This is a genomic window from Dyadobacter endophyticus (assembly GCF_014641595.1).
In the GTDB taxonomy this organism is placed as follows: Bacteria; Bacteroidota; Bacteroidia; order Cytophagales; family Spirosomataceae; genus Dyadobacter; species Dyadobacter endophyticus.
The window spans coordinates 441,319-467,328 of the sequence record NZ_BMIA01000001.1; the positions used below are offsets into that span (position 1 = coordinate 441,319).

Below are 26,010 nucleotides of genomic sequence, written 5' to 3' on the forward strand. Positions count from 1 at the left end.
TCTCCTTGATGTGTTATTTGGGAGTGGCTTGACGAAAATCTAAATCAGTATCTATTAACTATAAATGAAAAATAAAATGAATGCAAACAAAGCACTTTGGGAAAAGGGTGATTTCACTCGTCTTGCAGAAACAATGCGCGAAAGCGGCTCTGCATTGGTAGAAAAATTAGGGATAAAAAAGGGCATGGACGTGCTGGATCTTGGCTGTGGCGACGGCACCACAGCGATACCTGCTGCCAGGCTGGGCGCGAATGTTCAGGGTGTGGATATTGCCCGGAACCTCGTCGAAGCCGGCAATGCTCGGGTAAAGCGGGAGGGGCTGACCAATATCACATTCCGGGAAGGCGACGCGATTGACCTCAATGACATTGCCGATGAATCGTTCGACTTGGTAGTAAGTGTTTTCGGTGCAATGTTCGCGCCCAAGCCGTTTGACGTAGCGAAAGAAATGTTTCGCGTGACGCGTCACGGTGGCAAAATTGTGATGGGTAACTGGATACCTGGCGACCCGACCCTTGTTGCACAGATCCTCAAAGTAAGCTCGGCTTACACGCCCGCCCCGCCGGAGGGCTTCGTCAGTCCGATGCTGTGGGGAGTAGAAACCAATGTAATAGAACGTTTCGTTGCGGCAGGCGCCTCGAAAGACAACATCTCTTTCGAAAGAGAAACATTCACATTTCGGGCGCCATTTTCCCCGGCAACATTTCTCGACACGTTCAGAAAATACTATGGCCCTACGATGAATGCATTTGAAGCGGCCGAAGTAAATGGAAAACAAGCCGATCTTCTACGTGAATTGGGAGCTTTGTTCGAAAGCCAGAATCAGAGTAGCGACAAAAATGTGACATCGATTCCTGCCACATTCCTGAAAGTTACAATTCTTCGATAGAAAAACTTGGCGAGAGAGGTCTGTACTCATTTTGCGGCAGCAATTTGGGTACAGGCCTTTTTATTTGTTGCAAGTGCGGTTTACAATGAATTTCAGAACGGACCGATGGCTATTGCCAAAACATCGTCACACAAGAGCCGGGTTGACCCCACTTAGCTCCACAATTGTCAAAGCTCCCAGACCTGCAATGATCCTTTTTGGATTTCTCTAATGTCAATATTGTACAATAGTTTGATAAAATGCGCTAAGTGTAAATTTGTAGACAAAAATGTCAGCTTTTAAATTTTTCTATTGCATTATCCGAGCTATTTGTATTAATTTACCTTCGGTTAAATCAGTAAATGTTATTTGTTATTTGAATAATGCTCTTTTTATTGACTTAAAGCTTCTTTCTTCTTCGACTCAGCAGAGTGGCAGCGTTGCTTAGACTTTACACCCCATTCTGCTTTTATGACCTGCTTTCGTCTACGATCGTACGCACGCTGCCCGTTAGCGTGAACAGGGAACTATTGCCAATGCCTAACTAAAACCAAAACTAAAAACTCCATGTATGCTTCCACCTGACCGCCACCTGATGGCCCGACTCTCGTTATTTCATTCTTCAAACACTAACTAATTTCTTTATGATGAATTTTTCTCAGCGTCTTTTTCGCCCCGTCGGAGAGAACGCGCAAAGGTCCGTGTCTTATGGCATAAAAGGGCTTGGCGCGTTGATCATGATTTGTACATTGTTTCTGGGCAAGGTGTACGCCCAGGACATCGCTATCAAAGGAAAAGTGACAGATAGCAAGGGTAATGCCTTGCCGGGGGTTTCCATTACGATCAAGGGAACCAGCAAGGGCACATCCAGTGATATGGAGGGCGGCTATACGATTACTACACCACCAGCTTCCACGCTGGCGTTTAGTTTTATCGGGTTCACTTCCAAAGAAGTAGTGGTTGGCAGCGAGTCGACCATCGATGTGGTTTTGAACGACGATATAAAGGCTTTGGAAGAAGTAGTCGTGATCGGCTATGGATCTGTTAAGAAAAAGGATGTGACAGGTTCTGTTGTCTCACTGCAACCAAAAGACTTTAACAAGGGGGTCATTACAGCACCCGACCAGCTGATCCAGGGGCGCACGCCAGGGGTTATGGTTATCAATAACACAGGTCAGCCGGGTGGTGCTACCACGGTTCGTATCCGTGGAAACTCTTCAATTCGTGCCGGAAACAATCCCTTGTTTGTCCTTGACGGAATTCCGCTTTCAGGTAGCTCGGCGCGTCCGGGTGGAAGTGGGGGATTTGGCTCAGACGGCGGTAACCCGCTTGCATACCTGAATCCGAATGACATCGCCAGTATGGATATCCTTAAAGATGCTTCTGCGACAGCCATCTACGGTTCGCGCGGTGCAAACGGGGTTGTAATTATTACCACCAAAAGAGGTGCGTCCGGTGCTCCCACAATCAGTCTCAATGCGTCAACCGGGGTATCAAGCCTTTTGCGGAAACCGGAAGTGTTGAGTGCCAATGAATTCAGGGAAGCGGTGCAGTTTTATGCGCCCAACGACCTGAAAGGCGCTGATTTCGGAGGAAATGTCAATGCTTTCGATGAGATAACGCGCGTGGCGCCTGTTCAGAACTATTCAATGGCCATCACGGGTGGTACCGACAATGGCAAGTACCGCGTTTCGGCCGGCTATATGGATCAGAAGGGTATCATCGAAACTTCCAGGCTCAAAAAATATACGGCCAGCATTAACAGCAGTTTCAAGTTCCTTGAAAGCAAAAAACTCGGCCTTGATTTCAACGTGTTGTTTACCCAAACAAACGAAAACCTCGCACCGATCGACGTGGGCGTAGGTTTTACCGGTAATGTAATCTCACAGGCGTTGACCTGGAACCCAACCCGTCCATTGCGTGTGAACGCCGATTCGCTTACCTATGTGAGCCCAACGACGATCAACCCGCTGACCTCCCTGAAAGCTTATAAGGATATTGCCGTTGTCAACACGACCGTAGCCAGTATCGCGCCTTCCTATAAGATCACAGATGATCTGGAATACAAGCTTATTTACAGCGTTACCCGTCAGACAGGTAACAGAAAAGGCAGGTACATAGCAGGAATGGTTGACCCGGCGCAGGTAAGAAACGGTTTCGCTTTTATCGGGAATAATTCGGAAACCAACCAGCAACTAACGCAGACACTGAGCTACAACAAGGACATTAGTAAAGATTTGAATATCAATGCGGTGGCCGGTTACGAATTTTTGGATTATGCTAATAGCTGGAATTCCCTGAGCGGCAGCGGATTTACTGATGTCGGCCTGGATTTTTACGATTACCTGAACTACTCCGTAGCCAGCAACCGCGGAATCAATTCGTACAAATCACCTACCAACCAGTTGCAATCGTTGTTCTTGCGTGTTGGATTGAACTACCAGGACAAGTATCTGCTCACCGGTACTATCCGCAGAGATGGCTCAACCAAGTTTGGAGAAAACAACAAGTACGCCAATTTCCCGGCGCTGGCACTGGCCTGGAACGTCTCGAATGAGTCTTTTCTGAAAGGCAACAGCGTGGTCAATAGCTTGAAGCTGCGCCTGGGATGGGGTAAAACCGGTAACCGGGAGTTTGATTCGGGCGCGTCGCGTGATCGTTACGTGTTTGGCACGCAGAGCATCAGTCAGGCCAATTTCGGAAATCCGGACCTTAAATGGGAAACGTCCGAGACATTTAACGGCGGAATTGACTTTGGTTTGTTCCAATCCAAAATCGTAGGTTCGATCGATTTCTTTAATAAGAAGACGACCGACGGATTGTTCGAAAGGACACTCGCCCAGCCTGCGCCAAGTGGTAAGATCTGGGTCAATCTGGATGGAGAAGTGGTAAACAAAGGAGTGGAATTGGCGTTGACTGGTACGGTACTGGAAACAAAAGACTGGACCTGGAACGTCTCTGCAAATGCAACCTACCTGAAAAACAGCGTTTCAGGCCTACCCGGCTTCTATGAAACCGCCGCGTTGAGAGGACAAGGCTTCTCGGGCGTTTTAGGACAAAGAATGGTAAGCGGCCAGCCGCTCAACGTCTGGTACCTGGCCAAATATGCGGGCCTCGATCCGGCTACCGGAACCAGTATGTACGAGGGAGCGGATGGTAACGTAAGCACTTCCGTGGACCCTGCACAGAACAAATTCTATGTACATAGCCCCAACCCCAAATATCTGCTGGGCTTCTCCACAGACGTGACTTACAGGAAGTTCTCGGCAGTGGTCAATATGAACGGCGCGTTTGGGCACTATCTGTTTAATAACACCTTCGCAACGGTGCTGGGCATCAATAACCTGTCTACCAAAAACATTGCGAAGGATTTCTTCAACAAGGATATCAAGGAAGCCACTTCCAACTCGGCAGCGCCTTCGACCAGGTACCTTGAAAAAGGTGATTACATGAAAATGTCTAACGTTACGCTCAGTTACCGCGTTGGTAATATTGGGAAAGTTTTCAAAAACCTGAACTTTTCATTGACCGGCCAGAATTTGTTTGTCCTGACCGGCTACAAAGGTTTCGACCCGGAAGTAAACACCGATGGTTCCAACGGCGGAATTCCGTCTCTTGGGATAGAATACATTCCTTACCCATCGGCAAGAACATTCCTGTTGGGCGTAAACTTCTCGTTGTAATTCATCAAAAACAAAGATTTTATGAAACTTAAATCATATTGTGCGGCAATTTTAAGTTGCTCAATGCTACTTTCCTGCACCGATCTCGACGAGAAACTCGGCAGTGCATTGGAAAAGGGTACCACAGGAAACATTAATCCGGCCGAGCTGCTGATAAGCGCCTATTCGTCACTGAACGGCCCTTACCAGCAAGACAACCGGTGGTGTTTGCAGGAGCTTTCTACGGATGCGGCTGTGGCACCCACTCGCGGTGGCGACTGGGATGACAATGGAACCCACAGGGCTATTCACCTGCATACGTGGAATGCCGATAATTCGTATATGAGTAATACATTCGGTGGATTGCTAACAGCTATTTATCAAGCTTCCAATGTGTTGCGCTATGCACCCTCGGCCCAGCAGGCAGCGGAAGCTCGCTTCATCCGGGCACTGGCTATGTTCGACGTACTGGATTTGTGGGGCGTGGTGCCTTATCGTGAGAGTCTGGAAGATTTTCGCGAGCTCCCCAAAACGCTTGGTCCACAGGAAGCGATCGACTTTATCATATCAGAAATAAACACGATCATGAAAGATCTGCCTTCGACCGGCCAGGCATATGTTGCCAATAAAAATGCTGCGCGGGTGTTGCTGATGAAAGTGTATCTGAACAAAGGAGCATTTCTGGATAGGCAAAATCCTAAATTCGATGCTGCTGATATGAGTAAGGTGGTCGCGCTCGCCGACGAGATTAAGGACTACACAATCTCTGCTCCAGGCAAGTATTTTGACAATTTTGCTCCGGATAATAATACCAAATCCACTGAAAATATCTTCACCCTATACAATGAAGAAGGCGTCCGGGGCGGCGGTGTGGACAGGGCCTACTGGACGGTATCGCATTACAACATGACCCCGGGCGGATGGAACGGTTGGGCAACGCTCTCTAACTATTACGACAAATTCGCGGCTGGCGATGAAAGAAGAGGTATTTATTACAACTATCCGGCCGATACCACTTCGAACCGCAGCAAAAACTACAAGATCCAGAACGTTGGTTTTCTGGAAGGGCAGCAGACCAGCTGGGTGACAAACAAGCCGTTGATGGCCAGAAACCCTGCCACGCAACCGCTGGTTTTCACAAGGGACATTACGATCCGGACCAGCGGTGCTACATTGGAAACGGCGGGGATTCGGGTTATTAAATATCCATTCGATTATGCTTCAAAAGGCCAGAGAAACAACGACTGGGTGGTTTACCGTTATTCGGATGTACTATTGATGAAAGCGGAAGCGATTTTGCGCGGGGGAACACCGGGCGGTGCTGCCGACGCCCTCACCATTGTAAACTCAATCCGGACCAACCGTGGCGCAGCCAAGTTGGCGACCTTAAGCCTTGATAACCTGCTTGATGAACGCGCAAGAGAATTGTACTGGGAAGGTTGGAGAAGACAGGATCTGATCCGTTACGGTAAGTTCCTGCTCGCAGGGCAAATCAAACCCGCCGATCCGGACCCGAAAACGCTTGTGTACGCAATCCCAAGCCCACAAATAGCCGTTAACAACAATCTCAAACAGAATCCGGGTTATTAGGGTTTATATAGAGCTTTGCAAAAGCCCTTCAAACACGCGTTTGAGGGGCTTTTTACTTCCCTCGGCCCAGGATTTCAAGCAGTGCTTTACGCAGAGAAAATATAGCTTGGCTGACGGGTAAGTCTCTATTGAAAAGTATAAGTCTTCCCGAGAAATCTATAAGCCCGACGCTTCTGGACCAACCACCTTTGCATCATTCAAATAAACAACCAAAATGATGACAAAGAAAGTTTTGATTACAGGCGCTTCTTCGGGATTTGGGAAGGATGCGGTGCGGTTATTTCAAAAAAATGGGTGGAATGTGATCGCCTCGATGCGCTCGCCGGAGAAGGAAACGGAACTGGCCGGGCTCGATCAAGTGATGCTCGTACGTTTGGACGTTACCGATAGCGAGAGCATTCAGCATGCAGTTGGAGAAGGGGTTGCGCGCTTTGGCGGTATCGATGCATTGGTCAATAATGCGGGATACGGGTCACTGGGTGTGCTGGAAGCAGCCCCAGAAGAGGTGGTGCGCCAGCAGTTCGATGTGAATGTGTTTGGAGTGATCGAGGTCATCAAGGCGGTCTTGCCGCATATGCGCAGCAACAGGAGCGGGGTGATCGTCAATGTGTCGTCGATGGGTGGACGGATTGCCTTTCCGTTCTCGACGCTTTACCATGCTACCAAATATGCGGTGGAAGGGATTTCGGAATCTCTGCAATACGAGCTCGAACCGCTGGGTATTAGGGTAAAGATTGTGGAACCGGGCGGTTATAGAACGGATTTTGCAGGCAGGTCGCTGGCAACTTTTGGCGCCGGTGATTTGTTGGACTATATGCCTGCTTACGATGCCTTCGCAGCACAAGTGGACAATTGGCCGATGTCGGATCGAATTTGGGAGGTAGCCGAAGCAATATATCAGGCGGCCAACGACCACTCCCAGCAGTTGCGTTATCCGGTGGGCGCCGATGCAGTGCAGTTGCTCCAAGCCAGAAAGGAAATGGATGATCTCGCGATCAAAAACCTCATTGCCGCCCACATTTAGCAGTTATTATTCAGCCGTTTCACTGTTATGACCAGCCAGTATCTTGATATCGAGTCTATTAGCGGCCTGCACAAATACGTAGGCGCCCCCAGTCCCAAGCATCCGCTGATCAGCCTGATCGACAATACCCGTTTCTACGCGCAGTGTCCGCGGCAGCTTACGGCCTTCCGGTTTGGTTTTTACACGATCTCCTGCAAGCGCATTCACGGTGTATTGAAATACGGCAAAGGACATTACGATTTCAGCGAAGGGTCGCTCATGTTCACAGCGCCATGGCAGGTCATAACGGGCAGCATCGAGGAAGGAGGCGTAGAGGAAGGGTGGGCGCTGTTCATCCATCCGGACCTACTCAATGCCACCGAACTTGGACAAAAGATGCATCAATACTCGTTTTTTAACTATGATGTAAATGAAGCATTGCACATTTCCGACGACGAAAAGCAACTGATCCGCGATTGTGTGGCCAAGATCGAGCGGGAGTATTCCCAGAATATCGACAAGCATACGCTCAGGCTCATTTCCGGCAACATCGAGCTGCTGCTCAACTACTGCGATCGGTTCTACGACCGCCAGTTCTACACCCGCGCCAAGGTTAGTAACGACCTCGTGCAGCATTTCGAAAGGCTGCTGAACGATTACTTTGCCAAGGACACGTTGGTTGATATCGGCCTGCCGGGTGTCAAATACTTCGCTTCCGAGCTGAACCTGTCGCCGAATTACCTTTCTGATCTGCTCAACCGATTCACCGGTAAAACCACCCAAGAGCACATTCACCTGAGGATGATCGACAAAGCCAAATCGCTACTCTGGGGGACAGAGCAGTCGATCAGCGAAATAGCTTACGATCTCGGTTTTGAGCACCCTTCTCATTTTACCAAAATATTCAAAACCAAAACCGGCAAATCGCCCAGCGCATTCAGGAACTTGAACTAACGGTTGGCGTGAAATGCTACAAACTTGGCGGGAAATATTAACTGGTCTGGGATCGCGACCGGCTTATTTTGTTTGATCAAATCAGTCGAAATATGCGTACGGAAGGTTGTCCGGTGGTATTGCGCTCGTCTCCCACCGAGGGTGAATTCAGGATAAAAAATATTTTCAAAACTGGCCGCGAACCGGCTCCCATGGCTAACTTTAAAGGGATGTAAAACCTTTAAATCAATAACGTATGGCAGTCCAAACAAAACGCATTTATGAACCCGCAGCGGCCACCGACGGCTACCGTGTATTGGTAGACCGCCTGTGGCCGCGGGGCCTCACCAAGGAAGCGGCCCGTATCGACCGCTGGATGAAAGAAGTAGCGCCCTCCAACGAGCTGCGAACCTGGTTTCATGCCAACATGGAACAATGGGACGAGTTCGGCGCCCGTTACCGGGAGGAACTGAAAGGTTCGGACGCATTGAATGCATTGCGCTCGCTGGTTGTAGAAAATCAGGTTGTTACCTTGCTTTTTTCGGCCAAAACAGAAGACCGTAACCAGGCGCTGGTTTTGAAAGAGCTGCTGGAAAAAGCATAGTAGCCGCACTCAACGTTCCAATTTTACGATCAATCCCTCATCTCCACTCAAAAGCAGATTGTTTTCAGTGCGTAACCCGATCCGCTCCGCCTCGGTGCTGATGATGATTTCTCCATCAAAAGTTTCATTTTTAGGCAGTAAATAGCAGGGCCTATGGCTGAGGTTGAGCACCACCAGGAAACGGTCGGTGTCGTTTTCGCGAATAAAGGCGAGCAGCTGTTTATCCGAATAGACTGGGGTGTATTTGCCTGTTTGAAAAGCAGGTTGCCTTTTGCGAAGCGTAATAAGGCTGTGGTAGAAGGACAGCATCGAGTCCGGATCCTCTTTTTGTAATTCTACATTTACCCGGCGGAAGCTACGAGGAAGGCGCAGCCAGGGCTTACTCCCCGAAAACCCTGCAAACTCATCCGTGTTCCATTGCATAGGCGTACGTGCAGGGTCGCGGCTTACGTTACGGTCTGGCATATAGAGGCCCTGTGGATCCACGAGCTCGTCTTGCGGGATCGGCACATCGCGCATACCGATCTCATCACCATAATATAAGGTAGGCGTCCCGCGCAGCGTGAGCAGGAGCATTGCGGCCACACGCGCCTGGGAGCGACCCACGCGGCTGGCTATGCGCGGCCGATCATGGTTGCCGAGCACCCAGTTGGGCCAGCCGTCCATCGGTAATGCACCTTCGTATTCCTCGACGGCCCGGGCAATTTGTTCCGAATCCCAGGGTAATGCAAGCAGCTGGAAATTGAATGGAAGGTGTGCCTCCGATTTGTCGGCGCCGTAGTAAGTGATCAGCTTGTGAATGGGTAGGTATATCTCTCCGATCAGTACACGGTCGTCGTACTGGTTTGTTGTCCGCCGCATCATCCGCACGATCTCATGGACTTCCGGCTGGTCGGTGGAATATGCCGGATCGTGGTATTCGTAGATCAAGTCGTTTTCATCAAATGGAGAATTGGCTACCACCGGATTGTTGCGTAGCTGCGCATCCTTGATTATGTGCCACATTACATCTACGCGAAAACCGTCGACGCCCTTCCGGAGCCAAAAGTGCATGACGTCCGTCATCGCCTCGTGAACCTCGGGATTGCGCCAGTTGAGGTCGGGCTGCTGTTTCAGGAAGGCGTGATAATAGTATTGTCGGGTCGCTGGGTCCAATTCCCAGGCGTGGCCGCCGAAAACGCTGAGCCAGTTATTGGGCAATGCGCCATTCTCGCCAGGTTCTTGCCAGATGTACCAGTCGCGCTTGGGGCTGTCCCTCGACGAGCGTGATTCGAGAAACCACGGGTGTTGGTCGGACGTGTGATTCGGGACAAGATCCAGGATCAGTTTCATGCCCCGGCGGTGGACCTGCTCCAATAACTCGTCGAAATCTTCCATCGTGCCAAACAGCGGGTGAACGCCCTGGTAGTCGGAGATGTCATATCCGAAATCGGCCATTGGCGAGGGGTAGATGGGCGACAGCCATACGCAATCCACCCCCAGCCATTGCAGGTAGTCGAGCCGTTGGACGATGCCTTTGAGGTCGCCGATGCCATCGCCGTTCGCATCCTGAAACGAGCGGGGGTAAATCTGGTAGATTACGCAGGTTTGCCACCAGAGGTGATCGATGTCTGCCGGATTGTTGTCTGTGATGGTTTCCATCGGAAGTTCGGTTTGCTGATGCAGTGCGCCCTTAAAAAATCACACCACGCCCAGATCAAAAGTTTTATATGAATTATTTGATAAAAAACATGTATAATCAAAGCAAATTGACTATATTCAGTAAATCAAAAAATTACTCAGACCATGATGCCTTTCATAAAAGTTACCGGAGAATTCGACGAAAGCCTGAATGTAAGCGTTGAGAAAATTCTATACTACATGGGGTATAGCCATGGGTGCACAATTTTTCTCGGCACCAGTATTTCCATTCGCGTGAAAGAATGCGAGGAAGACATTAAGAGGCTCATTGAGGAAGCATATATGCAGGTGGCGTAGGCCGCAGGCTGCATCAGGCATGCAGCATTGACCCAGTACCAAACGGCAAGTGATCGCTGATGGGGAAGCATCCCTGTCGGCGATTTTTTTATGCGGTAGTAATTTCCTGGGAGGTTAAGGTTGCTTAAAAATTGTATTATTTTAATAAATAGAAACGGGTATATGAAGAATTTTGAGCAAATCAGGGAAGAATTAGTAGTTTTGTAAACTATTGATATACAATAATAGTTAATAGATGTAGTGGAGAAGTTGTTTTAAAAAATGCATTGTGACTGATAAATATAATTTAGTATTTTACCGTTGTTTTATGAGCCATTATCAGATTCACTAAAAACCTCCTGAAAATATCGCCCGATGGGCATTTAGTAAAATTCAATACCATGAAACAAGTAAATAAGCGTAGAAGTACTCATGCACCGGTAGGTTTCCGGGCATTTCTGGGTCAGTTTTTCAACGACCGCACAGAAGTGAAAGAGGAGGAATATTCAGCAAACCGGTATTCGGTCCTATATACTTTGAACGATCAATACCAGCATGTGGGTTGTCCGACGCAAGAAGAGGCGCAACTGGTTCAGAGTTTGATGCTCACTGATGAGAACCGCGTGCCTGTGGGTATTTACGATTCCCGCACCGATTCGTTTGAATGGGAGATCGTGGGAGAATATCTCGGCGGCCAGGGCTCCGACGAGCACCAGCGTAACCGTGAAGACGCTATCCTGACTGTCGCACGTGCACTGCGTCGCCGCGACGCAAGCTGGCATCCGGAATATTTGCAACGTCCTAGCTTTTTCGCCTGAACCGAAAAGTAACCCGCTGTGCCGTATAAAAAGCAACGAGGCCGTCTCACAAGAGTACGGCCTCGTTTTTAATGTCTTTGGCTATTACCAGGTAAGGATAACAGAAACATTAGGAAGTACAGAATCAAGCCATAAAAGAAGCTGAGTAAGAGAAAGTCCAATTCCTACCATGATATTGATGAGGTTTGTGTTTTGTTGCCTACTCGTTTCAAGTGGTTTTCGGCTGTCCCACACCTTGCAAGATGTTGTAATATTAGTGCGACATTAAATAGAAAACAAATTCTATAATCGATGCTTGTTCATTGCATTGGCCGGTAAAGCCTAACTTATTAGTCAGGGTCAAATCCGAAACAAGACATAGATTTCTACAATTTGATTTGTCAATAATATGCCTATTATGGGTCTATTGTAACCATTTAATAGTAGCGGTTGGCTTTTGGCCGGCTAAAAAGGGTTGTCGAATAGTGTAGTATTTATGTAGAATAAATTCACTGCATATGAATTAAATTTGACTCCATTTTTGTAATCATGCCACAGATCTCTGGTCTCCCTCGTTAGGATTGAGAAGGGTTTGATTTGCAATGGAACGATGGTTCAGTTAACTTTCAGAAAATTCTAATATTTGGAGTTGATGAAAAGATCTCTGCTACTTCTGCTGCTTTTATTTATTGTTGCGGCATCAAAACCGCGAAAAATTATCTGGGTCGCCATCGGTGATTCGATTACCTACCTGAACGATCATCAAAACGAAACCGGGAATCGGGTCACGAAAGGGTATCTTACCCTGATCTCTGAGAAATTTCCGCAGATTACCTATATCAACCAGGGGCATAACGGCTGGACCTCAGTAAATATCGCCGACAAGATCGAATCGCTCGGGCTTGTGCAGGCCGATGTGTACACAGTTTTCCTCGGTACCAACGACTGGTGGCAGGGAAAGCCGCTCGGCACACTCACCGACTATAAGGAAGCAAATGGCAATGGTACGGTCTACGGCGCGTTCAGGGTTATTACCGATAAACTGAGCCAGCTCAACAAAAAGGCGAAAATTATACTCATTACGCCGATGCAACGTGGGGATTTCGTGTATATCAATAGCTATAAAAACAACGCATTTGGCTCTTATAAGTCCAAAAAAGAGCAGACGCTGGAACAATTTGCCAACGCAATACTCGAGATCGGACGAGAAGGGAGGATGCCGGTTGTGGATCTATACCATGATAGTGGTATCAACCTGGACAATATGGTACGTTTTAAAAGACTAAAAGACCCCCAGACTGGCCTCTATAAGGACTTCGTTTACCCCAGTTACGTGGATGTTCCCTTTAATCCCGAATCTGACGAATACCCATATCCCGTAGAAGCTAGCGACATGACTTACGACGGCCTGCACCCCTCCGACAAGGGCTACGAGGTGATCGCGCAAATGCTGATGAAGAAATGGAAAGGGTTGAAATAATACCCGGTTCTAGTCTGCCTTTGAGCCGACGATGTATGTCTTAAGATCGGCCAACAGGTTATACAATGATGTGTTGATGCCGTCATTGTCGGCTTTTGCTAATTGAAGAGCTAGTTCGGCGTCCTTGCGTTTTTTACGATTATTTTCAGTTTTAGCGATTTGCTCTTTGGCTGTAATATTATCGTTTTCCTTTGCATTCAGGCGCACTGGGCTATGCTCGGCAGAGACGCCGTCGAGCGTGGTGATGCGTGCGTCATATTGGTTGTCTTTATATTGAACGCCCAAATCGAAACGAACATATTGGTAATCTGAATGAATAACCGGTATGTAGCTGGTGATAAGTATGATGCCTGCCTGTTTGTCGTCGCTGGTGATCGCATTCTCTGCGTTCCCAAACTTTTTTTCGACCCATTCCCTGACTTTTTGATGCAATTCGGCTTTGCCGAGTTTGGGCTGGCCGGAATCGGTGTAGTTAATGCTATTTTTGGAATCGAGTGGCAACCGGCCGTCCTGTGCGAAAGTGTGGGTAGTTGCAGCGAGCAGCGCGAAAAGGAGCAGATGTTTCAAGATGAAGTATTGAGTTGGTGACCGGGCAAATATAGCGGAAAACATTTTGGTCGTGCTTTCAGTTGCTTTCTATTTGGTCCGGTTTTTTAAAACGAATGATTTGGTTACATTTAACTATACTAAATTCAACAGGTTATGGCTAAGCTCAAAAATGTTTCGCTTGCAATTGCGCTTCTCATCTGCGCTTCGTTCACCGTCCTGCACCACGGCTGGGCCGACTACGACCAGACCAAACCAACCGATTTTAAAGCCAAAATCGAAGATCTTACCTATGAGAACCCGCACGTATTGGCCAAAGTGAAGTACAACAAGGAGCTCACCACTGTGTACCTCGCACCCGTTACCCGAATGGAATCACGCGGATTGAATGCGGATATGATCAAAAAAGGCACGACGATCCGTTTTGTCGCCTACCCGCACAAAACCGAAAAAAACGAAATGCGCGCTGAACGCATTTTTGTGGGAAATGATAAATACGAACTCCGCTAGGCGTGCAGTCGTATCATCAATGGCTCGAATGGCTGGAAAAATCCGCATGGGCTGTAAGCATCAGGCAATCGCTGTGGTTATACCCGGCCTTGGAGATCGTACATATATTAGGCATTGTGCTACTCGTAGGCGCAGCGTTCCTTTTCGATCTGCGCCTGCTGGGTTTTTCGCGTAACCTGCCTGTTACCGGCTTGTCGAAGCATTTGTTGCCCTGGTCGCAGCGGGGGCTGATACTCATTATTCCTTCCGGCCTGCTGCTCTTCATTACCAATGCACAGGCGCTCGGCGCCGATCCGGTTTTCTGGACGAAGGTCGGGCTGATATTGTTTGCCGGGCTGAATGTATTCGTATTTCACCGGTTTGTTTACGAGCCGTTCAAATTCCGCGGTGCTTCGGGTGATATGCCGGGGATGGCACGGCTCTGCGCAGGTATTTCGATTGTGGTTTGGGTTGCGGTAGTGACTTGCGGGAGGTTGCTGGCTTATTGAGCCGAGCGGTTTGCTCATTTGTGCCTCCGGCACTTATCGTTCGAAGAGCCCAGAGGCACGGACGTTTTTTAAACCAGGTAATTCATTGCCTGGTTTAAAAAGTAAAAAAGACGTACCTTTGCGCCTTAATTGGACATCATGATTTACTTCTTCACTGGCGGGGACGACACCGTCTTTGCACTACAAACCGAGCGAACGCTCACTGCCTCCGATTCCTCTAAATTAAGCTGGCTTTTCGGTGGCGCAGAACTCCGGAAGGAGACCGTTCTCACAGACTATTTCGTTGGGCCCCGCGCTGCCATGATTACACCATGGAGCACCAATGCCGTCGAGATTACCCAGAATATGGGTTTGGAAGGCATTGTTCGCATCGAGGAGTTCAAGAAGGTAGGCGCTGATTTTGAGGACTTCGATCCGATGCTCTCGCAGAAATACAGCCAATTGAGCCAGGATATTTACACCATCAATATCAAACCTGAAAAAGTTCAGGAAATCGACGATATTGCTGCCTATAACAAGCAGGAAGGCCTTGCGTTGAATGAAGAGGAAGTCGACTATCTCATTGGTCTCTCCGAAAAGCTTGGCCGCAAGCTGACCGACTCCGAAGTATTCGGCTTCTCACAGGTCAATTCCGAGCACTGCCGCCACAAGATCTTCAACGGGGTATTTGTGATCGACGGCCAGGAGCAACCTGTTTCACTTTTCAAGCTAATCCGTAAAACATCCGAAACCAATCCGAACTCGATTGTCTCGGCTTACAAAGACAATGTAGCATTTCTGAAAGGCCCGGTAGTACAACAATTTGCGCCTAAATGCCCGGACGTGCCGGAATATTACGAAATAAAGGATTTTGAGTCTGTCCTTTCCCTAAAAGCGGAAACCCATAACTTCCCGACCACGGTCGAGCCTTTTAATGGTGCTGCAACGGGTTCGGGAGGCGAAATCCGTGACCGCCTTGCCGGCGGCCAAGGTTCTATTCCGCTTGCGGGTACGGCAGTATATATGACAGCGCTCTCGCGACTGGAAGAAAACCGGGCGTGGGAAAAAGGAGTTGAGGAGCGCCAATGGCTTTACCAGACGCCCATGGACATTCTTATTAAGGCATCTAACGGCGCTACGGATTTTGGTAACAAGTTTGGCCAGCCGTTGATCGTTGGCTCGGTGCTTACATTCGAACACGAGGAAGGCGGTCGCACGCTGGGTTATGACAAAGTGATCATGCAAGCAGGCGGTATTGGCTACGGAAAAGCCGAACAGGCCAAAAAACATACCCCTGTCACAGGCGACAAAGTGGTGGTAATGGGTGGGGAGAACTACCGGATCGGCATGGGCGGTGCGGCTGTTTCGTCTGCCGACACCGGCGCTTTCGGTTCGGGAATCGAGCTGAATGCGATCCAGCGCTCCAACCCGGAAATGCAGAAACGTGTTGCCAATGCAGTGCGTGGGATGGTTGAAAGCGGAAACAATACAATTATTTCGATCCACGACCACGGTGCGGGCGGACATTTGAACTGTTTGTCTGAGCTAGTGGAGGAAACAGGCGGCAAGATAGACCTCGATAAGCTGCCGGTAGGAGACCCTACGCTTTCAGCCAAAGAGATCATTGGCAACGAATCCCAGGAACGAATGGGCCTGGTAATCAGCCAAGATGATATCGACTTCCTGCAACGCATCGCCGATCGCGAACGCGCGCCGATGTATACAGTGGGAGAGGTGACCGGCGACCACCGTTTCACATTCGAATCCTCGACCACTGGTGCTAAGCCGATGGACCTTGCGATGGACGAAATGTTCGGTAGCTCGCCTAAGACTTATATGCACGACAAAACAGTGGATCGCACTTATGAGCCCGTTCAATACGAGACCTCGAAACTGCATCAATACCTGGAACAGTTGCTGCAACTTGAAGCAGTCGCCTCGAAAGACTGGTTGACCAACAAGGTGGATCGCTGCGTAGGCGGGCACGTGGCCAAGCAGCAAACTGCCGGACCGCTGCAATTGCCATTGAATAACGTCGGCGTAATGGCGCTCGACTTCCAGGGAAAGGACGGTATCGCAACTTCCATCGGTCATGCACCGCTTTCGGCATTGATCGATCCGGCGGCCGGCAGCCGCAATGCGGTAGCCGAAGCACTTTCCAACATCGTTTGGGCGCCCTTGAAAGACGGACTGGCAACGGTTTCGCTTTCGGCTAACTGGATGTGGGCATGCAAGAATGAAGGAGAGGACGCGCGTTTGTACAAAGCCGTGCAAGCTTGCTCCGATTTTGCCATCAGCCTTGGCATCAACATCCCGACGGGAAAAGACTCCCTGTCGATGAAGCAGAAATACAAAGATGGCGACGTGATCGCGCCGGGTACCGTCATCATTTCGGCGGGTGGCCATTGCGACGACATTACAGCTGTTGTGGAGCCGGTACTGCGCAAATCGGGCGGTTCTATTTATTATATCAACCTGTCGGGTGATCGTTTCAAACTTGGTGGCTCATCGTTTGCCCAAATCCTGAATAAAATCGGTTCTGAAACGCCGGATATCCAGGATGCCGCGCAGTTCAAGGCGACATTCAATGCGATCCAGCAATTGATCAAAGCCGGAAAAATCCAGGCGGGTCACGATATTGGCAGCGGTGGTTTGATCACCACATTGCTTGAAATGTGCTTCGCGGATCGTGATTTGGGTGCATCCATTGATTTGTCTGTACTCGGCGGTCAGGATATTATAGAGAAATTGTTCTCCGAAAACATCGGTATCGTATTCCAGGCTGACGAATCGGCCGAAGCCGTGCTCGCGGAAAGCGGGGTCGCATTCCACAAGATCGGGACCGTGAATCTCGCTTCGACGCTAACAGTGAAAGACGCGACAGGCAAATGGGACTTTGATATCGACCGTCTGCGCGATGTTTGGTTCAAAACTTCTTATTTGTTAGACCAAAAGCAAACAGGCAACGGCCTCGCGAAAGAGCGTTTCGACAACTACAAACACCATGTGCTGCGCTACAAATTCCCTGCGCAGTTCGACGGCAAGAAGCCAGTGATCGACGCTTTTAAACCACGCCCGAAAGCCGCAGTACTCCGCGAAAAGGGCAGTAACTCCGAACGTGAGCTTGCCAACGCCATGTACCTCGCTGGTTTCGATGTAAAAGACGTCCACATGACCGATCTTATTTCCGGCCGCGAGACCCTGGAAGATATCCAGTTCATCGGAGCCGTAGGAGGTTTCTCTAATTCTGACGTTTTGGGCTCTGCCAAAGGCTGGGCCGGTGCATTTTTGTACAACGAAAAAGCTAAAATCGCGCTCGAAAACTTCTTCAAACGCGATGACACGCTGTCTGTCGGCATCTGTAACGGTTGTCAGCTCTTTATCGAGCTCGGCCTCATCAACCCGGATCATGAACAAAAACCGAAAATGCTGCACAATGCGAGTCATAAGCACGAGAGTATTTTCACTTCAATGACTGTCCAGCCCAATAACTCGGTTATGCTTTCCTCGCTTGCGGGAGCGACTCTGGGCGTGTGGGTGTCACACGGGGAGGGTCGCTTCCAATTGCCTTTAGCTGAGAATCAATACAATATCGTTTCCAAATACGGCTACGAGACTTACCCGGCTAATCCGAATGGGTCGGATTATAATACTGCCATCCTTTGCGACAACTCAGGCCGCCATTTGGTGACTATGCCCCATATCGAGCGGTCGCTCTTTCAGTGGCATTGGGCAAATTATCCGGAAGGACGCAAGGACGAAGTTTCGCCATGGATGGAAGCATTCGTGAACGCGCGAAAATGGATTGAAGAGCGAAATAAATAGGTTTTAGGAAGAAAGGGGAGGATATTGGCAAGTTCCTTCTGATAATCAGGCCCGTCTCGATGGTAATCGTGACGGGCTTTTTTGTTTTGCTACGGATTCAATTCCCCCACAAACCGGTCTATATCCCCAATCCCCTTCTTGGTAGCATAAGGCCGAAACAAATGTGCCTTCATTCTCAGATAATGTGTTAGCTGCCGCGCAAGGTGTTGTCTTGATTCGGTTAGAACGGCCTCGGAAAGCCAAAACCGGCTTTGCAGACTATTGCTGGAAATGATCAACAACTTATCATCCCCGGAGCTGAATTTCAGATATTTGTTTTCTTCCAAAAGCTCGATATCGTGTACCAGCCCCGATATTCTGTTCTGCATCACATTGCCCTGGTAGTTGGCTGCGATGCGCGTGTTTTGTTCCATTAAATGCACCATGCTCAGCAGAAGGCATTGGTATTTCAGCCCATTTTCAAATAGCAACTTGTTCTTCTGAAGAAAGTCATACAGGCTATCCACAGGTAAGTTGCTGTGAATAGCTGAATTAGACTCGGTGTAGGCCTGGCTGATATTGAAAACAAGGTCGTCCTTGGTAGGGAAGTAGTAGGTGAGGTTACCGATGCGAATGCCGAGGTCAGCGGCAAGCTCGCGCATGCCTACATACTCGATACCTTTGAGATTGAAGAGCTCCAATGCCCGTTTAATAATTTTTTCCTGGGTTGCGTTCACGATGATTTGGTCAATGTCCTAAATTGTTATAATTTTAGGTCGTTGTCCAAAAATATAACATTCCAACCTCATGACGAAATCATTTCCAAACATCTTGCAAATTCTCGCGTCGATCGCCTTCATTACCATCATCGGCGCCGCTACTTATGAACATGCCGCCGTGGTACCAGTGTGGAGCGCTGCACCACCGCGTTCACTTTCCATGTTCCAGGGCGAGTATGGTCTCCAAGCAGTTAACTTTTGGAAACCAGTACACCCGGTTGCTATTCTGTTACTCGCGGCCGCATTGGTTGCGAATTGGCGACAGCCGAGCCGCAGGCAATTGTTGATCGTTGTCAGCGGTTACGTGGTGATACTTGGGCTTACCGCAGTCTATTTCGTCCCTGAACTGCTGGCCATCACCACGTCAGCTTACTCGCCCGCGGTGAACGGCGACCTTGCCGAACGTGCCCAAACATGGGAAAAGCTGAGCCTCGTCCGTTTGAGCGGGTTGCTCGTGCTGGCGGTGGTGTTATTGCATGGTTTAACGACAAAACAGACAAACAAATAATGGAAACCCTCACAATGGAAAAAAACTATCCTGTTACGATCGACAATGGCCACGGTGAGCGGCTGACTTTTCTCGGTCGGGAGCTACGCGACGGCGTCGAGTACGTCCAGGTCGAAAACCAGGTAAGTCCCGGCGCAGGCCCACCCATGCACGTGCATCACCAGCAGCACGAGAGCCTTCATATTCTGGAAGGCAAGATGGGCATCGAAGTCCTCGGCAAGCAACCCTATTTCGTGCACAAAGGAGAATCTGCGACTTTTGAGCCGGGCATCGCGCACCGTTTCTGGAACGCGGGTGATACGGTGCTTCACTGCAAAGGTGAAATCTGGCCGCCGCATAATATCGAGTATTTCCTGGGAGAAATCTACCGCTCGTCGCGCGAAAACGGCCATGGTCGCCCCGGCGCATTCGACTCCGCGTTTCTGTTAAAGAAATACCACACCGAGTTCGATATGCTGGGCATTCCTGCGTTTGTGAAAAAGGTTGTTTTCCCCGTCATATTGTTTTTGGGTAAAATGCGCGGGAAGGATAAGCCTTTTCAAAATGCGCCGGAAGCACAACCAGCTCCATGAGTTGGTAAAGGTCCCAATAATCCATTCTGGAATACCGGTGCTGCTGCACCGGCTTCATGGTGGCCCAAAGTGAGCTAAACCACGACCTGCCCAAGCGACCTATTCCGCACTTTCCTCGAGCTGGTCTTCTTCCAAAAGCTCGGAGAACGAAGTGGGCATAGGAGCAATGGATGATTGGTAAAGCCTCTGGTCACATTCGTAATCACTCATGTTCCTCTATTTAGAGATCGCACTATTGCGCCCCATCAATCCCCGATTTCGAAGTCTTTTTCTCTTCCGGTGCCTTAAACTTCGCATTCGAAATCTTCAAAACCACCGCATTAGGCCAGGTTCGGTTGGTATAAAACCGCTGCCCGTTCACCGCGCTCACAGCCAGCCCAAGAGGCGTAGCGACAGACCGTATCGAAGCATCAAAATTGTTCACGTACTCCACCAGCTCGCTGCCGTAACCCAGTACCTCGACTTTGGTGGCGGCAGTGCCTTCGATTATCGGGAACAGGAATTCTCGGCGTTGACCGTATTTCCATTCGTCGTCGCGCTTCTTGGCGATAAAGGCGTAAATGGTTCTTTCGTCGTTGGACTGCGTGAACCAGATGTCCTTGTCGCGGATGACGGGGAATGGTTTGACGGCGTATATGGATTCTCCGTTCGCGAAGTTCCAGAGGGCGATTTCGCGGAGGAGGGCTTCCTGCTCGATCTGGATCTCGCCATTCGGTTTCGGGCCGACGTTCAAGAGGAAATTGCCGCCCTTGGCGCGGATCTCGATGAGCATGTTGATGATCTCGGTGCCCGATTTGTGCGGGTCGTTGGTGGGTTTGTATTGCCAGTCGGTACCCATCGTGTAGCAGGCTTCCCACGGGCGCGGTGAGGCTTTGTCGGGGATGTTCTGTTCGGGCGTGTTCATGGCGTCGCGCGTGATCACGAGCTCGGGCTGCAGGCTCCACGCGTACTCGCGCAGGCCGTCGCCGGGACCGTCGAAGAACATAATGTCGATTTTGCCGTAATTGGTAAGCAATTCCTTGATCTGCGCCTTGTCGTATTCCATCAGTTTGGGATTGTTCATCGGGAACTGGCGCTTATCCTGCAAGCGGCCGAGCGGGATACCGTTCTGGTGGAAAAACAGGAAATCTTCCGGCGAAAAATACAGTCCGATGGCAATGCCCTGCTTGCGGAATGCGTCGATGATCTCCTTCGTCACGTCCCGTTTGAAAGGTGTATTCATCACATTGAAAGTCGTCGTTTTGGTATCGAACATGCAGAAACCGGCGTGGTGCTTGGTTGTGAAAACGACATATTTCATTCCGGCAAGCCGCGCCATCGTGGCCCATTCGTCGGGATCGAACTTTTTGGGGTTGAAGAACGTCGGCAGCTCCTTCATGTACCGGTTCACATAATCGTCCGAAGCCCCGGCGAGCGAATGGCTGATCACCGTCCCGAGCGACACATCCACATTCCAGTGAATGAACATCCCGAAACCCAGGTCCTGGAACCATTTGACGCGGTCGGGTTTGTTGGCGGTTTGCTGGGCGTGGGTGGCGGTGGCGAGGCTGAGGAGTAGTAGGAGTGATAAGAGTCTGGTGCGCATTGTTTGAAAAGGTCTTTTTGGAAAGACTGGATTTGGCGCTTACGATACTCTGTTTTGGGCGAGTTTTTGAAAATAGTTTCAGGCCCATTGGTTATATTAGGGTTTTCGAAAACACTTCATCATGCATGAAAATCTTCAAATTGACATGGCTGTTTATCTTTGCGACCGTGACAGTTGCGGCAGCGCAGAGCGGTGAAATTTACCGGCTCACATTCAGCGATCCGACTAACTTTGACATTATGAATAGTCTGTCGCACAAACAGCCGAAGACCATCCTCATTTCAAATACAACGAACAGATGGGATTACACCGTTTTCTGGAATGGGTTTGTAGGTGGCGAAACGCAGGACCAGATTGATACAGAAACGAAGACAAGTCGCCATGAATCCTATGATCCGGAATACCTTTTTCGTGATCCGCAAATGTTGAAAGCCATTAGTGGTACCGAGCGCAAATCGCTTCGAAAACGAACTTTGAAGCCTACGACAGCCAAGAAAATAGTCTTAAAAGGGACCAACTACCGCACGATAGCCTCAATCAAACATGTAAAGGGCTTTTGTGTGTCCACCACCGAACCTATTTTTACTTCTGATGGACGCTATGCGTTTATTGATGTTGCAATCTATTTTGGTGGCCATTACCAAATCGACGGCGCGTGGTACGGGGACTTTGGCTCGGTCACGATCGTATACGCAAAGCAACCGAACGGTAAATGGAAGAAGTTTAAGAAGTTTGATCATCTGATTTTGTAGATCAATCTTGATACATAAGCTTATGACAAGAAAAATTGCCATGGTTAAACGCGTCGTTGACATGAAAACGCATTGCCAGCCAAGCGACGACCTGGAATATTGGCTCAGTAAAACACCACAGGAAAGATTGGCGGCAGTTACCTTTCTAGTGAATCAAATGTTAAAGCCTGGCGAACGAATGGACAAAACTGTGTTTATTCGTAGAAAATTAAAAGAATAAGTCATGTCTGGCATTTGCTCATACTCCCTGGCGATCATGCCCCCGTCAACAATTGCCGAAGACGTCCGCGGCTTTAAACAAGACTACCGCAACGCCATCGGTAAATCCTACGGCAGCGCTAATGCCGATGGCCACATTTCGCTGGACGGCTTCGATGCGGCAGAGGCGGATTACCCACTGATCCTCGCCGAATACACGCGCCTTGTGTCCCCATTAACCGCGTTTCAGCTCAACTTCTCCGGCTTCGCCGATTTCGACCGCGCCAACTTCTCCGCATTCTACATCAAACTCACAGAAGCATCATGCGACGCCATTCGCGAGCGCACGCAGGCGATCATGAAGGCTTTTGACAAGAAGTTCAAAAAGCAGTACATGCAGAAATGGGCCGACGAGTCGAAGAACCCGCACATGTCCATCGGGCGCAGGCTTACGCGGGAGTGGATTGCATTGGGCTATACCATTTTCATGGAATATGAGGCTGGGTTTCTGTGCAACTCGTTCGCGATCCGGAAGTATAATGAGAAGCGTCGGCAGTATGAGGTGATTGATACTGTTCCGTTGCTGGGGCAGAATGCATCGGGCGGGCAGATTACTTTGTTCTAGTCTGGAATACTGATTTCCGCATTCTGCCAATGTGCAGCGCACCGCCAAATACTTAATCACAGGCTTCAGCCTGTGGACCAAGCCAATGCAAATGCCGGCTTTAGCCAAAGCTGCTCCTTTTATCTTTGGCTAAAGCCGGAATGCTGATGTGAGTGGCTAACCCTGGGCTGAAGCCGCAGGGTTGGTGGCCAGTCTTCATGGCGTAAGTATACGAAAAGTACAATCTGCCTCTGTTTCAGTGATTCGCAAATAATCCTAAAAAACAATGCTCCAACACTACACCCTCAACGAATTCTACGCCGATGCGCTTTCGCACCGCCTTGCCCTAGCGAAAAAATGGTGGGACAGGATACTCTTTTTCACATTTGCCGCCGTGTTTATAACAGCTTGGCTGGGCTTGTTTTTGAGAAAGGAGCAAACCGGTGCGCTAATGGATCGCTATGGTGGGATATTTACCCAATGGATTTTTGAAGAGCCCTATTCCCAGCAGCGTATGATCGGTATTTTCGGGTTCGCATTCCTGGCTAACGTAGCGCCGACACTTGTGTTTTTCGTGCGGAAGAACTGGATTTTTCCCAAGGCTTCCATGAATTTGCGTGGATATGCGACCGTTCAATCCAAAAAAGAGATAAGGCTGCCGCGGAGCCGCGGCGCAACTAAAACCCCGAAGGCATTTTATGTATACGTCGGACATCCCGTGAGCGGGAAAGTAGTGCCGGTGGAAATCCACGAGGGTTGGTATAACACATTGAATGCCGGAAATTAGGTGAATACATACTACCATCCCAGTAGCGATAATGTCATGTATCTGGTTAATAATCAGCACCCGGTCGCCTCAAACTGACTAATATATAACCATTCCTGACTTGATTTTGATAAAATTTCCGGGAACATTGTCGGGTGGTTCAGAGAATTACTCGTCTATGCCAGTTAATAAACAACTGCGTATTTTTAAGTTTTGGGGAACTTCGAGAGAATAATTGACGACAGCGAGCTTTGGCTGGATTACCGCAACGGTGACAATGAGGCGCTGGGCCTGCTCGCCGACCGTTATTATGGTGCGTTGCGGCGTTATGGCATGAAGTTTCTCGTCGACGAAAGTATTGTCGAAGATTGCATTCAAGACCTCTTCCTGGACCTCTGGCAGAACCGTGAGCGGATCAGTCAAACGCCGTCGGTTAAGTTTTACCTATTCAAAGCCATTCGGCACAGCATTCTGGGGCATATGCGTTACCAACAGCGATTCGCCAACGAGGAGTCGCAGGATTGGGACAGTGCTATGCCCGAAAACTTCAATGCGGAATCGCTGCTGATCGAGCAGGAGACTTTGAATAGCCTTGTAGCGCAAATGCATGCACAAATGGAGGCTTTGCCCAAGCGCGAGCGGGAGGCGCTGTTCCTGCGCTACTACGAGAATATGAGCGTGGCGGATATTTCCGGTGTGATGGGAGTCAATAGGCAGTCAGTTTCTAATTTTCTTCAAAAGGGCATCACCCGCATTCGTGCAAAGTGGTTTGTAACAACGGTATTTAACCTGTGCTTCTTTTAATTTTTTTCTTCATCCGAGGGTATATCGGTTCTTGTCATTCATAATATCATAGAAATCATTTGAAAAATGAAGAATGGACAGGCCAGACTACGATTTGAATACTCCCGAAGACTTTCTGCAAAATGACCGCTTCCGTCATTGGATAAAGCATCGGTTATCACAAGACAGGACTTTTTGGGAAGAATTTTTAATGCAGTACCCCGAAAAACGTCCCGCCTATGAAAGGGCTGTGGCGATGCTGCTGGTAATCTTTGGAAAGGAGCAGGCTGAGACAGGCGCCCTCAGCGATGGTGCAGGGAAGGTTCGTGAAATGCTGAATGCGGCGACCGACTGCGACGAGGCCGACCGCTCCGAGCTCGGCCGTGATGAGCCATTACCACTGTGGCGCTGGCTGCGTTGGTCCGCGGCTGCGGTGTTGGTGATCGGCTTGGGGTTCTGGTGGAGCAAGACAGGGCGTGAGGCCGCACTTGGCGATAAGGGTGTTGCTGGCATTAGCAAGCGCGAGAATGGCAAGTGGGTTATCCATGAAAACGAGTCGCAGGCTATTATGCTGGTGAACCTGCCCGACGGCTCCTCAGTATTGCTCAGTAAAGGAAGCAGCATTCGTTTTGGAAAGGAAATGAATGAGTCCGAACGCAATGTATTCCTTGACGGCGAGGGCTTTTTTGAAGTAGTCAAGAATCCTGCGAAACCATTTCTCGTGCATACCGACAAGCTCACGACGCGTGTATTGGGTACGAGCTTTCGCGTAAGATCTTTTCCGGGCCAGGCGGAGGCCGAAGTAGCTGTCAAAACAGGCAAGGTAGCCGTGATCGCGGATGACGACCGTACCGCAGAACCGCTTATGCTTTATCCCAATCAGCGCGTAAGCCTGGTCCGCAAAAATGACAGGCTGATCAGCTCTGTTACCGGGCCGGCGCACATTGAAACAACTACTCCGATCGAGACAGAGCCATTTTATTTTCAGTTCACGCCATTATCGGAGGCTTTTAAAACACTGGAAACGCATTATGCGGTAAAGATTCTTTTTGATGACGAAAAGATGAGGCATTGCACGGTTACCGCATCGCTGAAAGACGAACCGTTTCTGGAAAAGGTCCGTCTGATATGCCTGGCTACGGAGGCCTCATTTGTGCTCAAAGGCGATACGGTCGCCGTTTCGGGAGCCGGTTGCCCCTAATGCCCGCTGGCCGGGTGCCTATAAAATTCTCACCTAACTTTT

24 protein-coding genes are annotated in these 26,010 nt (G+C 49.4%); 20 read left to right on the forward strand and 4 right to left on the reverse strand.

Going from position 1 to position 26,010, the window contains the following annotated elements:
• Positions 1-76: 76 nt before the first annotated feature.
• The 6 genes from IEY24_RS01825 to IEY24_RS01850 all read left to right on the forward strand — a co-directional run bounded on the left by IEY24_RS01825 (position 77) and on the right by IEY24_RS01850 (position 8,660).
• Positions 77-889 (forward strand): class I SAM-dependent methyltransferase, encoded by an 813-nt coding sequence (locus tag IEY24_RS01825; RefSeq protein ID WP_188928092.1) that lies wholly within the window; start codon positions 77-79, stop codon positions 887-889.
• A gap of 623 nt (positions 890-1,512) precedes the next feature.
• A complete protein-coding gene (locus tag IEY24_RS01830; RefSeq protein WP_229221191.1) occupies positions 1,513-4,551 on the forward strand; it encodes a SusC/RagA family TonB-linked outer membrane protein in 3,039 nt (1,012 codons plus the stop codon).
• Between the two features lie 63 nt (positions 4,552-4,614).
• Entirely contained in the window at positions 4,615-6,120 is a 1,506-nt protein-coding gene (locus IEY24_RS01835; protein WP_229221201.1) for a RagB/SusD family nutrient uptake outer membrane protein, read from the forward strand.
• Positions 6,121-6,334: 214 nt separating this feature from the next.
• Positions 6,335-7,144 (forward strand): SDR family oxidoreductase, encoded by an 810-nt coding sequence (locus tag IEY24_RS01840; RefSeq protein ID WP_229221203.1) that lies wholly within the window; start codon positions 6,335-6,337, stop codon positions 7,142-7,144.
• A gap of 27 nt (positions 7,145-7,171) precedes the next feature.
• Entirely contained in the window at positions 7,172-8,077 is a 906-nt protein-coding gene (locus IEY24_RS01845; protein WP_188928096.1) for a helix-turn-helix domain-containing protein, read from the forward strand.
• Positions 8,078-8,312: 235 nt separating this feature from the next.
• Positions 8,313-8,660, forward strand: coding sequence for a DUF488 domain-containing protein (locus IEY24_RS01850; RefSeq protein WP_188928098.1), 348 nt, complete (start codon positions 8,313-8,315; stop codon positions 8,658-8,660).
• Positions 8,661-8,669: 9 nt separating this feature from the next.
• Here the strand turns inward: IEY24_RS01850 and IEY24_RS01855 are convergent, their stop codons facing one another.
• Positions 8,670-10,301 carry an alpha-amylase family glycosyl hydrolase gene (locus IEY24_RS01855; protein WP_188928100.1) on the reverse strand — a complete coding sequence of 544 codons (1,632 nt, stop codon included), beginning with the start codon at positions 10,299-10,301 and terminating at the stop codon, positions 8,670-8,672.
• A gap of 144 nt (positions 10,302-10,445) precedes the next feature.
• Between IEY24_RS01855 and IEY24_RS01860 the strand changes: the two genes are divergently transcribed.
• The 3 genes from IEY24_RS01860 (at position 10,446) to IEY24_RS01870 (ending at position 12,893) form a co-directional block, all read left to right on the forward strand.
• Positions 10,446-10,637: a hypothetical protein gene (locus tag IEY24_RS01860; protein ID WP_012779727.1), complete on the forward strand. Its 192-nt coding sequence runs from the start codon at positions 10,446-10,448 to the stop codon at positions 10,635-10,637.
• A gap of 380 nt (positions 10,638-11,017) precedes the next feature.
• Positions 11,018-11,434: a hypothetical protein gene (locus IEY24_RS01865; protein ID WP_188928103.1), complete on the forward strand. Its 417-nt coding sequence runs from the start codon at positions 11,018-11,020 to the stop codon at positions 11,432-11,434.
• 631 nt (positions 11,435-12,065) lie between these two features.
• Entirely contained in the window at positions 12,066-12,893 is an 828-nt protein-coding gene (locus IEY24_RS01870) for an SGNH/GDSL hydrolase family protein (RefSeq protein ID WP_188928104.1), read from the forward strand.
• A gap of 9 nt (positions 12,894-12,902) precedes the next feature.
• Here the strand turns inward: IEY24_RS01870 and IEY24_RS01875 are convergent, their stop codons facing one another.
• Positions 12,903-13,460, reverse strand: a complete 558-nt coding sequence (locus IEY24_RS01875; protein ID WP_229221209.1) for a DUF4468 domain-containing protein — start codon at positions 13,458-13,460, stop codon at positions 12,903-12,905.
• A gap of 135 nt (positions 13,461-13,595) precedes the next feature.
• Between IEY24_RS01875 and IEY24_RS01880 the strand changes: the two genes are divergently transcribed.
• The 3 genes from IEY24_RS01880 (at position 13,596) to purL (ending at position 18,241) form a co-directional block, all read left to right on the forward strand.
• A complete protein-coding gene (locus IEY24_RS01880; protein ID WP_188928106.1) occupies positions 13,596-13,949 on the forward strand; it encodes a DUF6152 family protein in 354 nt (117 codons plus the stop codon).
• A gap of 2 nt (positions 13,950-13,951) precedes the next feature.
• Positions 13,952-14,437: a DUF6644 family protein gene (locus tag IEY24_RS01885; protein ID WP_188928107.1), complete on the forward strand. Its 486-nt coding sequence runs from the start codon at positions 13,952-13,954 to the stop codon at positions 14,435-14,437.
• 138 nt (positions 14,438-14,575) lie between these two features.
• Positions 14,576-18,241 (forward strand): phosphoribosylformylglycinamidine synthase, encoded by a 3,666-nt coding sequence (gene purL, locus IEY24_RS01890; protein WP_188928108.1) that lies wholly within the window; start codon positions 14,576-14,578, stop codon positions 18,239-18,241.
• Between the two features lie 89 nt (positions 18,242-18,330).
• Here the strand turns inward: purL and IEY24_RS01895 are convergent, their stop codons facing one another.
• A complete protein-coding gene (locus IEY24_RS01895) occupies positions 18,331-18,957 on the reverse strand; it encodes a TetR/AcrR family transcriptional regulator (RefSeq protein ID WP_229221211.1) in 627 nt (208 codons plus the stop codon).
• A gap of 70 nt (positions 18,958-19,027) precedes the next feature.
• On the opposite strand from IEY24_RS01895, the gene IEY24_RS01900 reads away from it, so the two are divergent.
• The gene (locus IEY24_RS01900; protein WP_188928110.1) at positions 19,028-19,507 is read left to right on the forward strand and encodes a hypothetical protein; all 480 of its coding nucleotides are present in this window, start codon (positions 19,028-19,030) and stop codon (positions 19,505-19,507) included.
• A complete protein-coding gene (locus IEY24_RS01905) occupies positions 19,507-20,079 on the forward strand; it encodes a cupin domain-containing protein (RefSeq protein WP_188928111.1) in 573 nt (190 codons plus the stop codon). The genes IEY24_RS01900 and IEY24_RS01905 overlap by 1 nt, the downstream gene beginning before the upstream one ends.
• A gap of 232 nt (positions 20,080-20,311) precedes the next feature.
• Here IEY24_RS01905 and IEY24_RS01910 read toward each other — a convergent pair whose 3' ends face one another.
• Positions 20,312-21,664 carry an alpha-L-fucosidase gene (locus IEY24_RS01910; RefSeq protein ID WP_188928112.1) on the reverse strand — a complete coding sequence of 451 codons (1,353 nt, stop codon included), beginning with the start codon at positions 21,662-21,664 and terminating at the stop codon, positions 20,312-20,314.
• A 125-nt stretch (positions 21,665-21,789) separates the two neighbouring features.
• Here IEY24_RS01910 and IEY24_RS01915 point away from each other — a divergent pair, with 125 nt between their 5' ends.
• The 6 genes from IEY24_RS01915 to IEY24_RS01940 all read left to right on the forward strand — a co-directional run bounded on the left by IEY24_RS01915 (position 21,790) and on the right by IEY24_RS01940 (position 25,968).
• A complete protein-coding gene (locus IEY24_RS01915) occupies positions 21,790-22,416 on the forward strand; it encodes a hypothetical protein (protein WP_188928113.1) in 627 nt (208 codons plus the stop codon).
• Between the two features lie 22 nt (positions 22,417-22,438).
• Positions 22,439-22,636 carry a hypothetical protein gene (locus IEY24_RS01920; protein ID WP_188928114.1) on the forward strand — a complete coding sequence of 66 codons (198 nt, stop codon included), beginning with the start codon at positions 22,439-22,441 and terminating at the stop codon, positions 22,634-22,636.
• 36 nt (positions 22,637-22,672) lie between these two features.
• Positions 22,673-23,239, forward strand: coding sequence for a 2'-5' RNA ligase family protein (locus IEY24_RS01925; protein WP_188928115.1), 567 nt, complete (start codon positions 22,673-22,675; stop codon positions 23,237-23,239).
• Between the two features lie 265 nt (positions 23,240-23,504).
• Positions 23,505-24,005, forward strand: a complete 501-nt coding sequence (locus IEY24_RS01930) for a hypothetical protein (RefSeq protein WP_188928117.1) — start codon at positions 23,505-23,507, stop codon at positions 24,003-24,005.
• A 192-nt stretch (positions 24,006-24,197) separates the two neighbouring features.
• On the forward strand, positions 24,198-24,788 hold the full coding sequence (locus tag IEY24_RS01935; RefSeq protein WP_229221213.1) for an RNA polymerase sigma factor: 591 nt from the start codon (positions 24,198-24,200) through the stop codon (positions 24,786-24,788).
• A gap of 73 nt (positions 24,789-24,861) precedes the next feature.
• Entirely contained in the window at positions 24,862-25,968 is a 1,107-nt protein-coding gene (locus IEY24_RS01940) for a FecR family protein (RefSeq protein ID WP_188928119.1), read from the forward strand.
• The last annotated feature ends 42 nt before the right edge of the window (positions 25,969-26,010 follow it).

Coding starts and splice junctions, on each gene's coding strand:
- IEY24_RS01825 (WP_188928092.1), top strand. CDS start 77: ATGAATGCAAACAAAGCACTTTGGGAAAAGGGTGATTTCACTCGTCTT.
- IEY24_RS01830 (WP_229221191.1), top strand. CDS start 1,513: ATGATGAATTTTTCTCAGCGTCTTTTTCGCCCCGTCGGAGAGAACGCG.
- IEY24_RS01835 (WP_229221201.1), top strand. CDS start 4,615: ATGCTACTTTCCTGCACCGATCTCGACGAGAAACTCGGCAGTGCATTG.
- IEY24_RS01840 (WP_229221203.1), top strand. CDS start 6,335: ATGATGACAAAGAAAGTTTTGATTACAGGCGCTTCTTCGGGATTTGGG.
- IEY24_RS01845 (WP_188928096.1), top strand. CDS start 7,172: ATGACCAGCCAGTATCTTGATATCGAGTCTATTAGCGGCCTGCACAAA.
- IEY24_RS01850 (WP_188928098.1), top strand. CDS start 8,313: ATGGCAGTCCAAACAAAACGCATTTATGAACCCGCAGCGGCCACCGAC.
- IEY24_RS01855 (WP_188928100.1), bottom strand. CDS start 10,301: ATGGAAACCATCACAGACAACAATCCGGCAGACATCGATCACCTCTGG.
- IEY24_RS01860 (WP_012779727.1), top strand. CDS start 10,446: ATGATGCCTTTCATAAAAGTTACCGGAGAATTCGACGAAAGCCTGAAT.
- IEY24_RS01865 (WP_188928103.1), top strand. CDS start 11,018: ATGAAACAAGTAAATAAGCGTAGAAGTACTCATGCACCGGTAGGTTTC.
- IEY24_RS01870 (WP_188928104.1), top strand. CDS start 12,066: ATGAAAAGATCTCTGCTACTTCTGCTGCTTTTATTTATTGTTGCGGCA.
- IEY24_RS01880 (WP_188928106.1), top strand. CDS start 13,596: ATGGCTAAGCTCAAAAATGTTTCGCTTGCAATTGCGCTTCTCATCTGC.
- purL (WP_188928108.1), top strand. CDS start 14,576: ATGATTTACTTCTTCACTGGCGGGGACGACACCGTCTTTGCACTACAA.
- IEY24_RS01900 (WP_188928110.1), top strand. CDS start 19,028: ATGACGAAATCATTTCCAAACATCTTGCAAATTCTCGCGTCGATCGCC.
- IEY24_RS01905 (WP_188928111.1), top strand. CDS start 19,507: ATGGAAACCCTCACAATGGAAAAAAACTATCCTGTTACGATCGACAAT.
- IEY24_RS01910 (WP_188928112.1), bottom strand. CDS start 21,664: ATGCGCACCAGACTCTTATCACTCCTACTACTCCTCAGCCTCGCCACC.
- IEY24_RS01915 (WP_188928113.1), top strand. CDS start 21,790: ATGAAAATCTTCAAATTGACATGGCTGTTTATCTTTGCGACCGTGACA.
- IEY24_RS01920 (WP_188928114.1), top strand. CDS start 22,439: ATGACAAGAAAAATTGCCATGGTTAAACGCGTCGTTGACATGAAAACG.
- IEY24_RS01925 (WP_188928115.1), top strand. CDS start 22,673: ATGCCCCCGTCAACAATTGCCGAAGACGTCCGCGGCTTTAAACAAGAC.
- IEY24_RS01930 (WP_188928117.1), top strand. CDS start 23,505: ATGCTCCAACACTACACCCTCAACGAATTCTACGCCGATGCGCTTTCG.
- IEY24_RS01940 (WP_188928119.1), top strand. CDS start 24,862: ATGGACAGGCCAGACTACGATTTGAATACTCCCGAAGACTTTCTGCAA.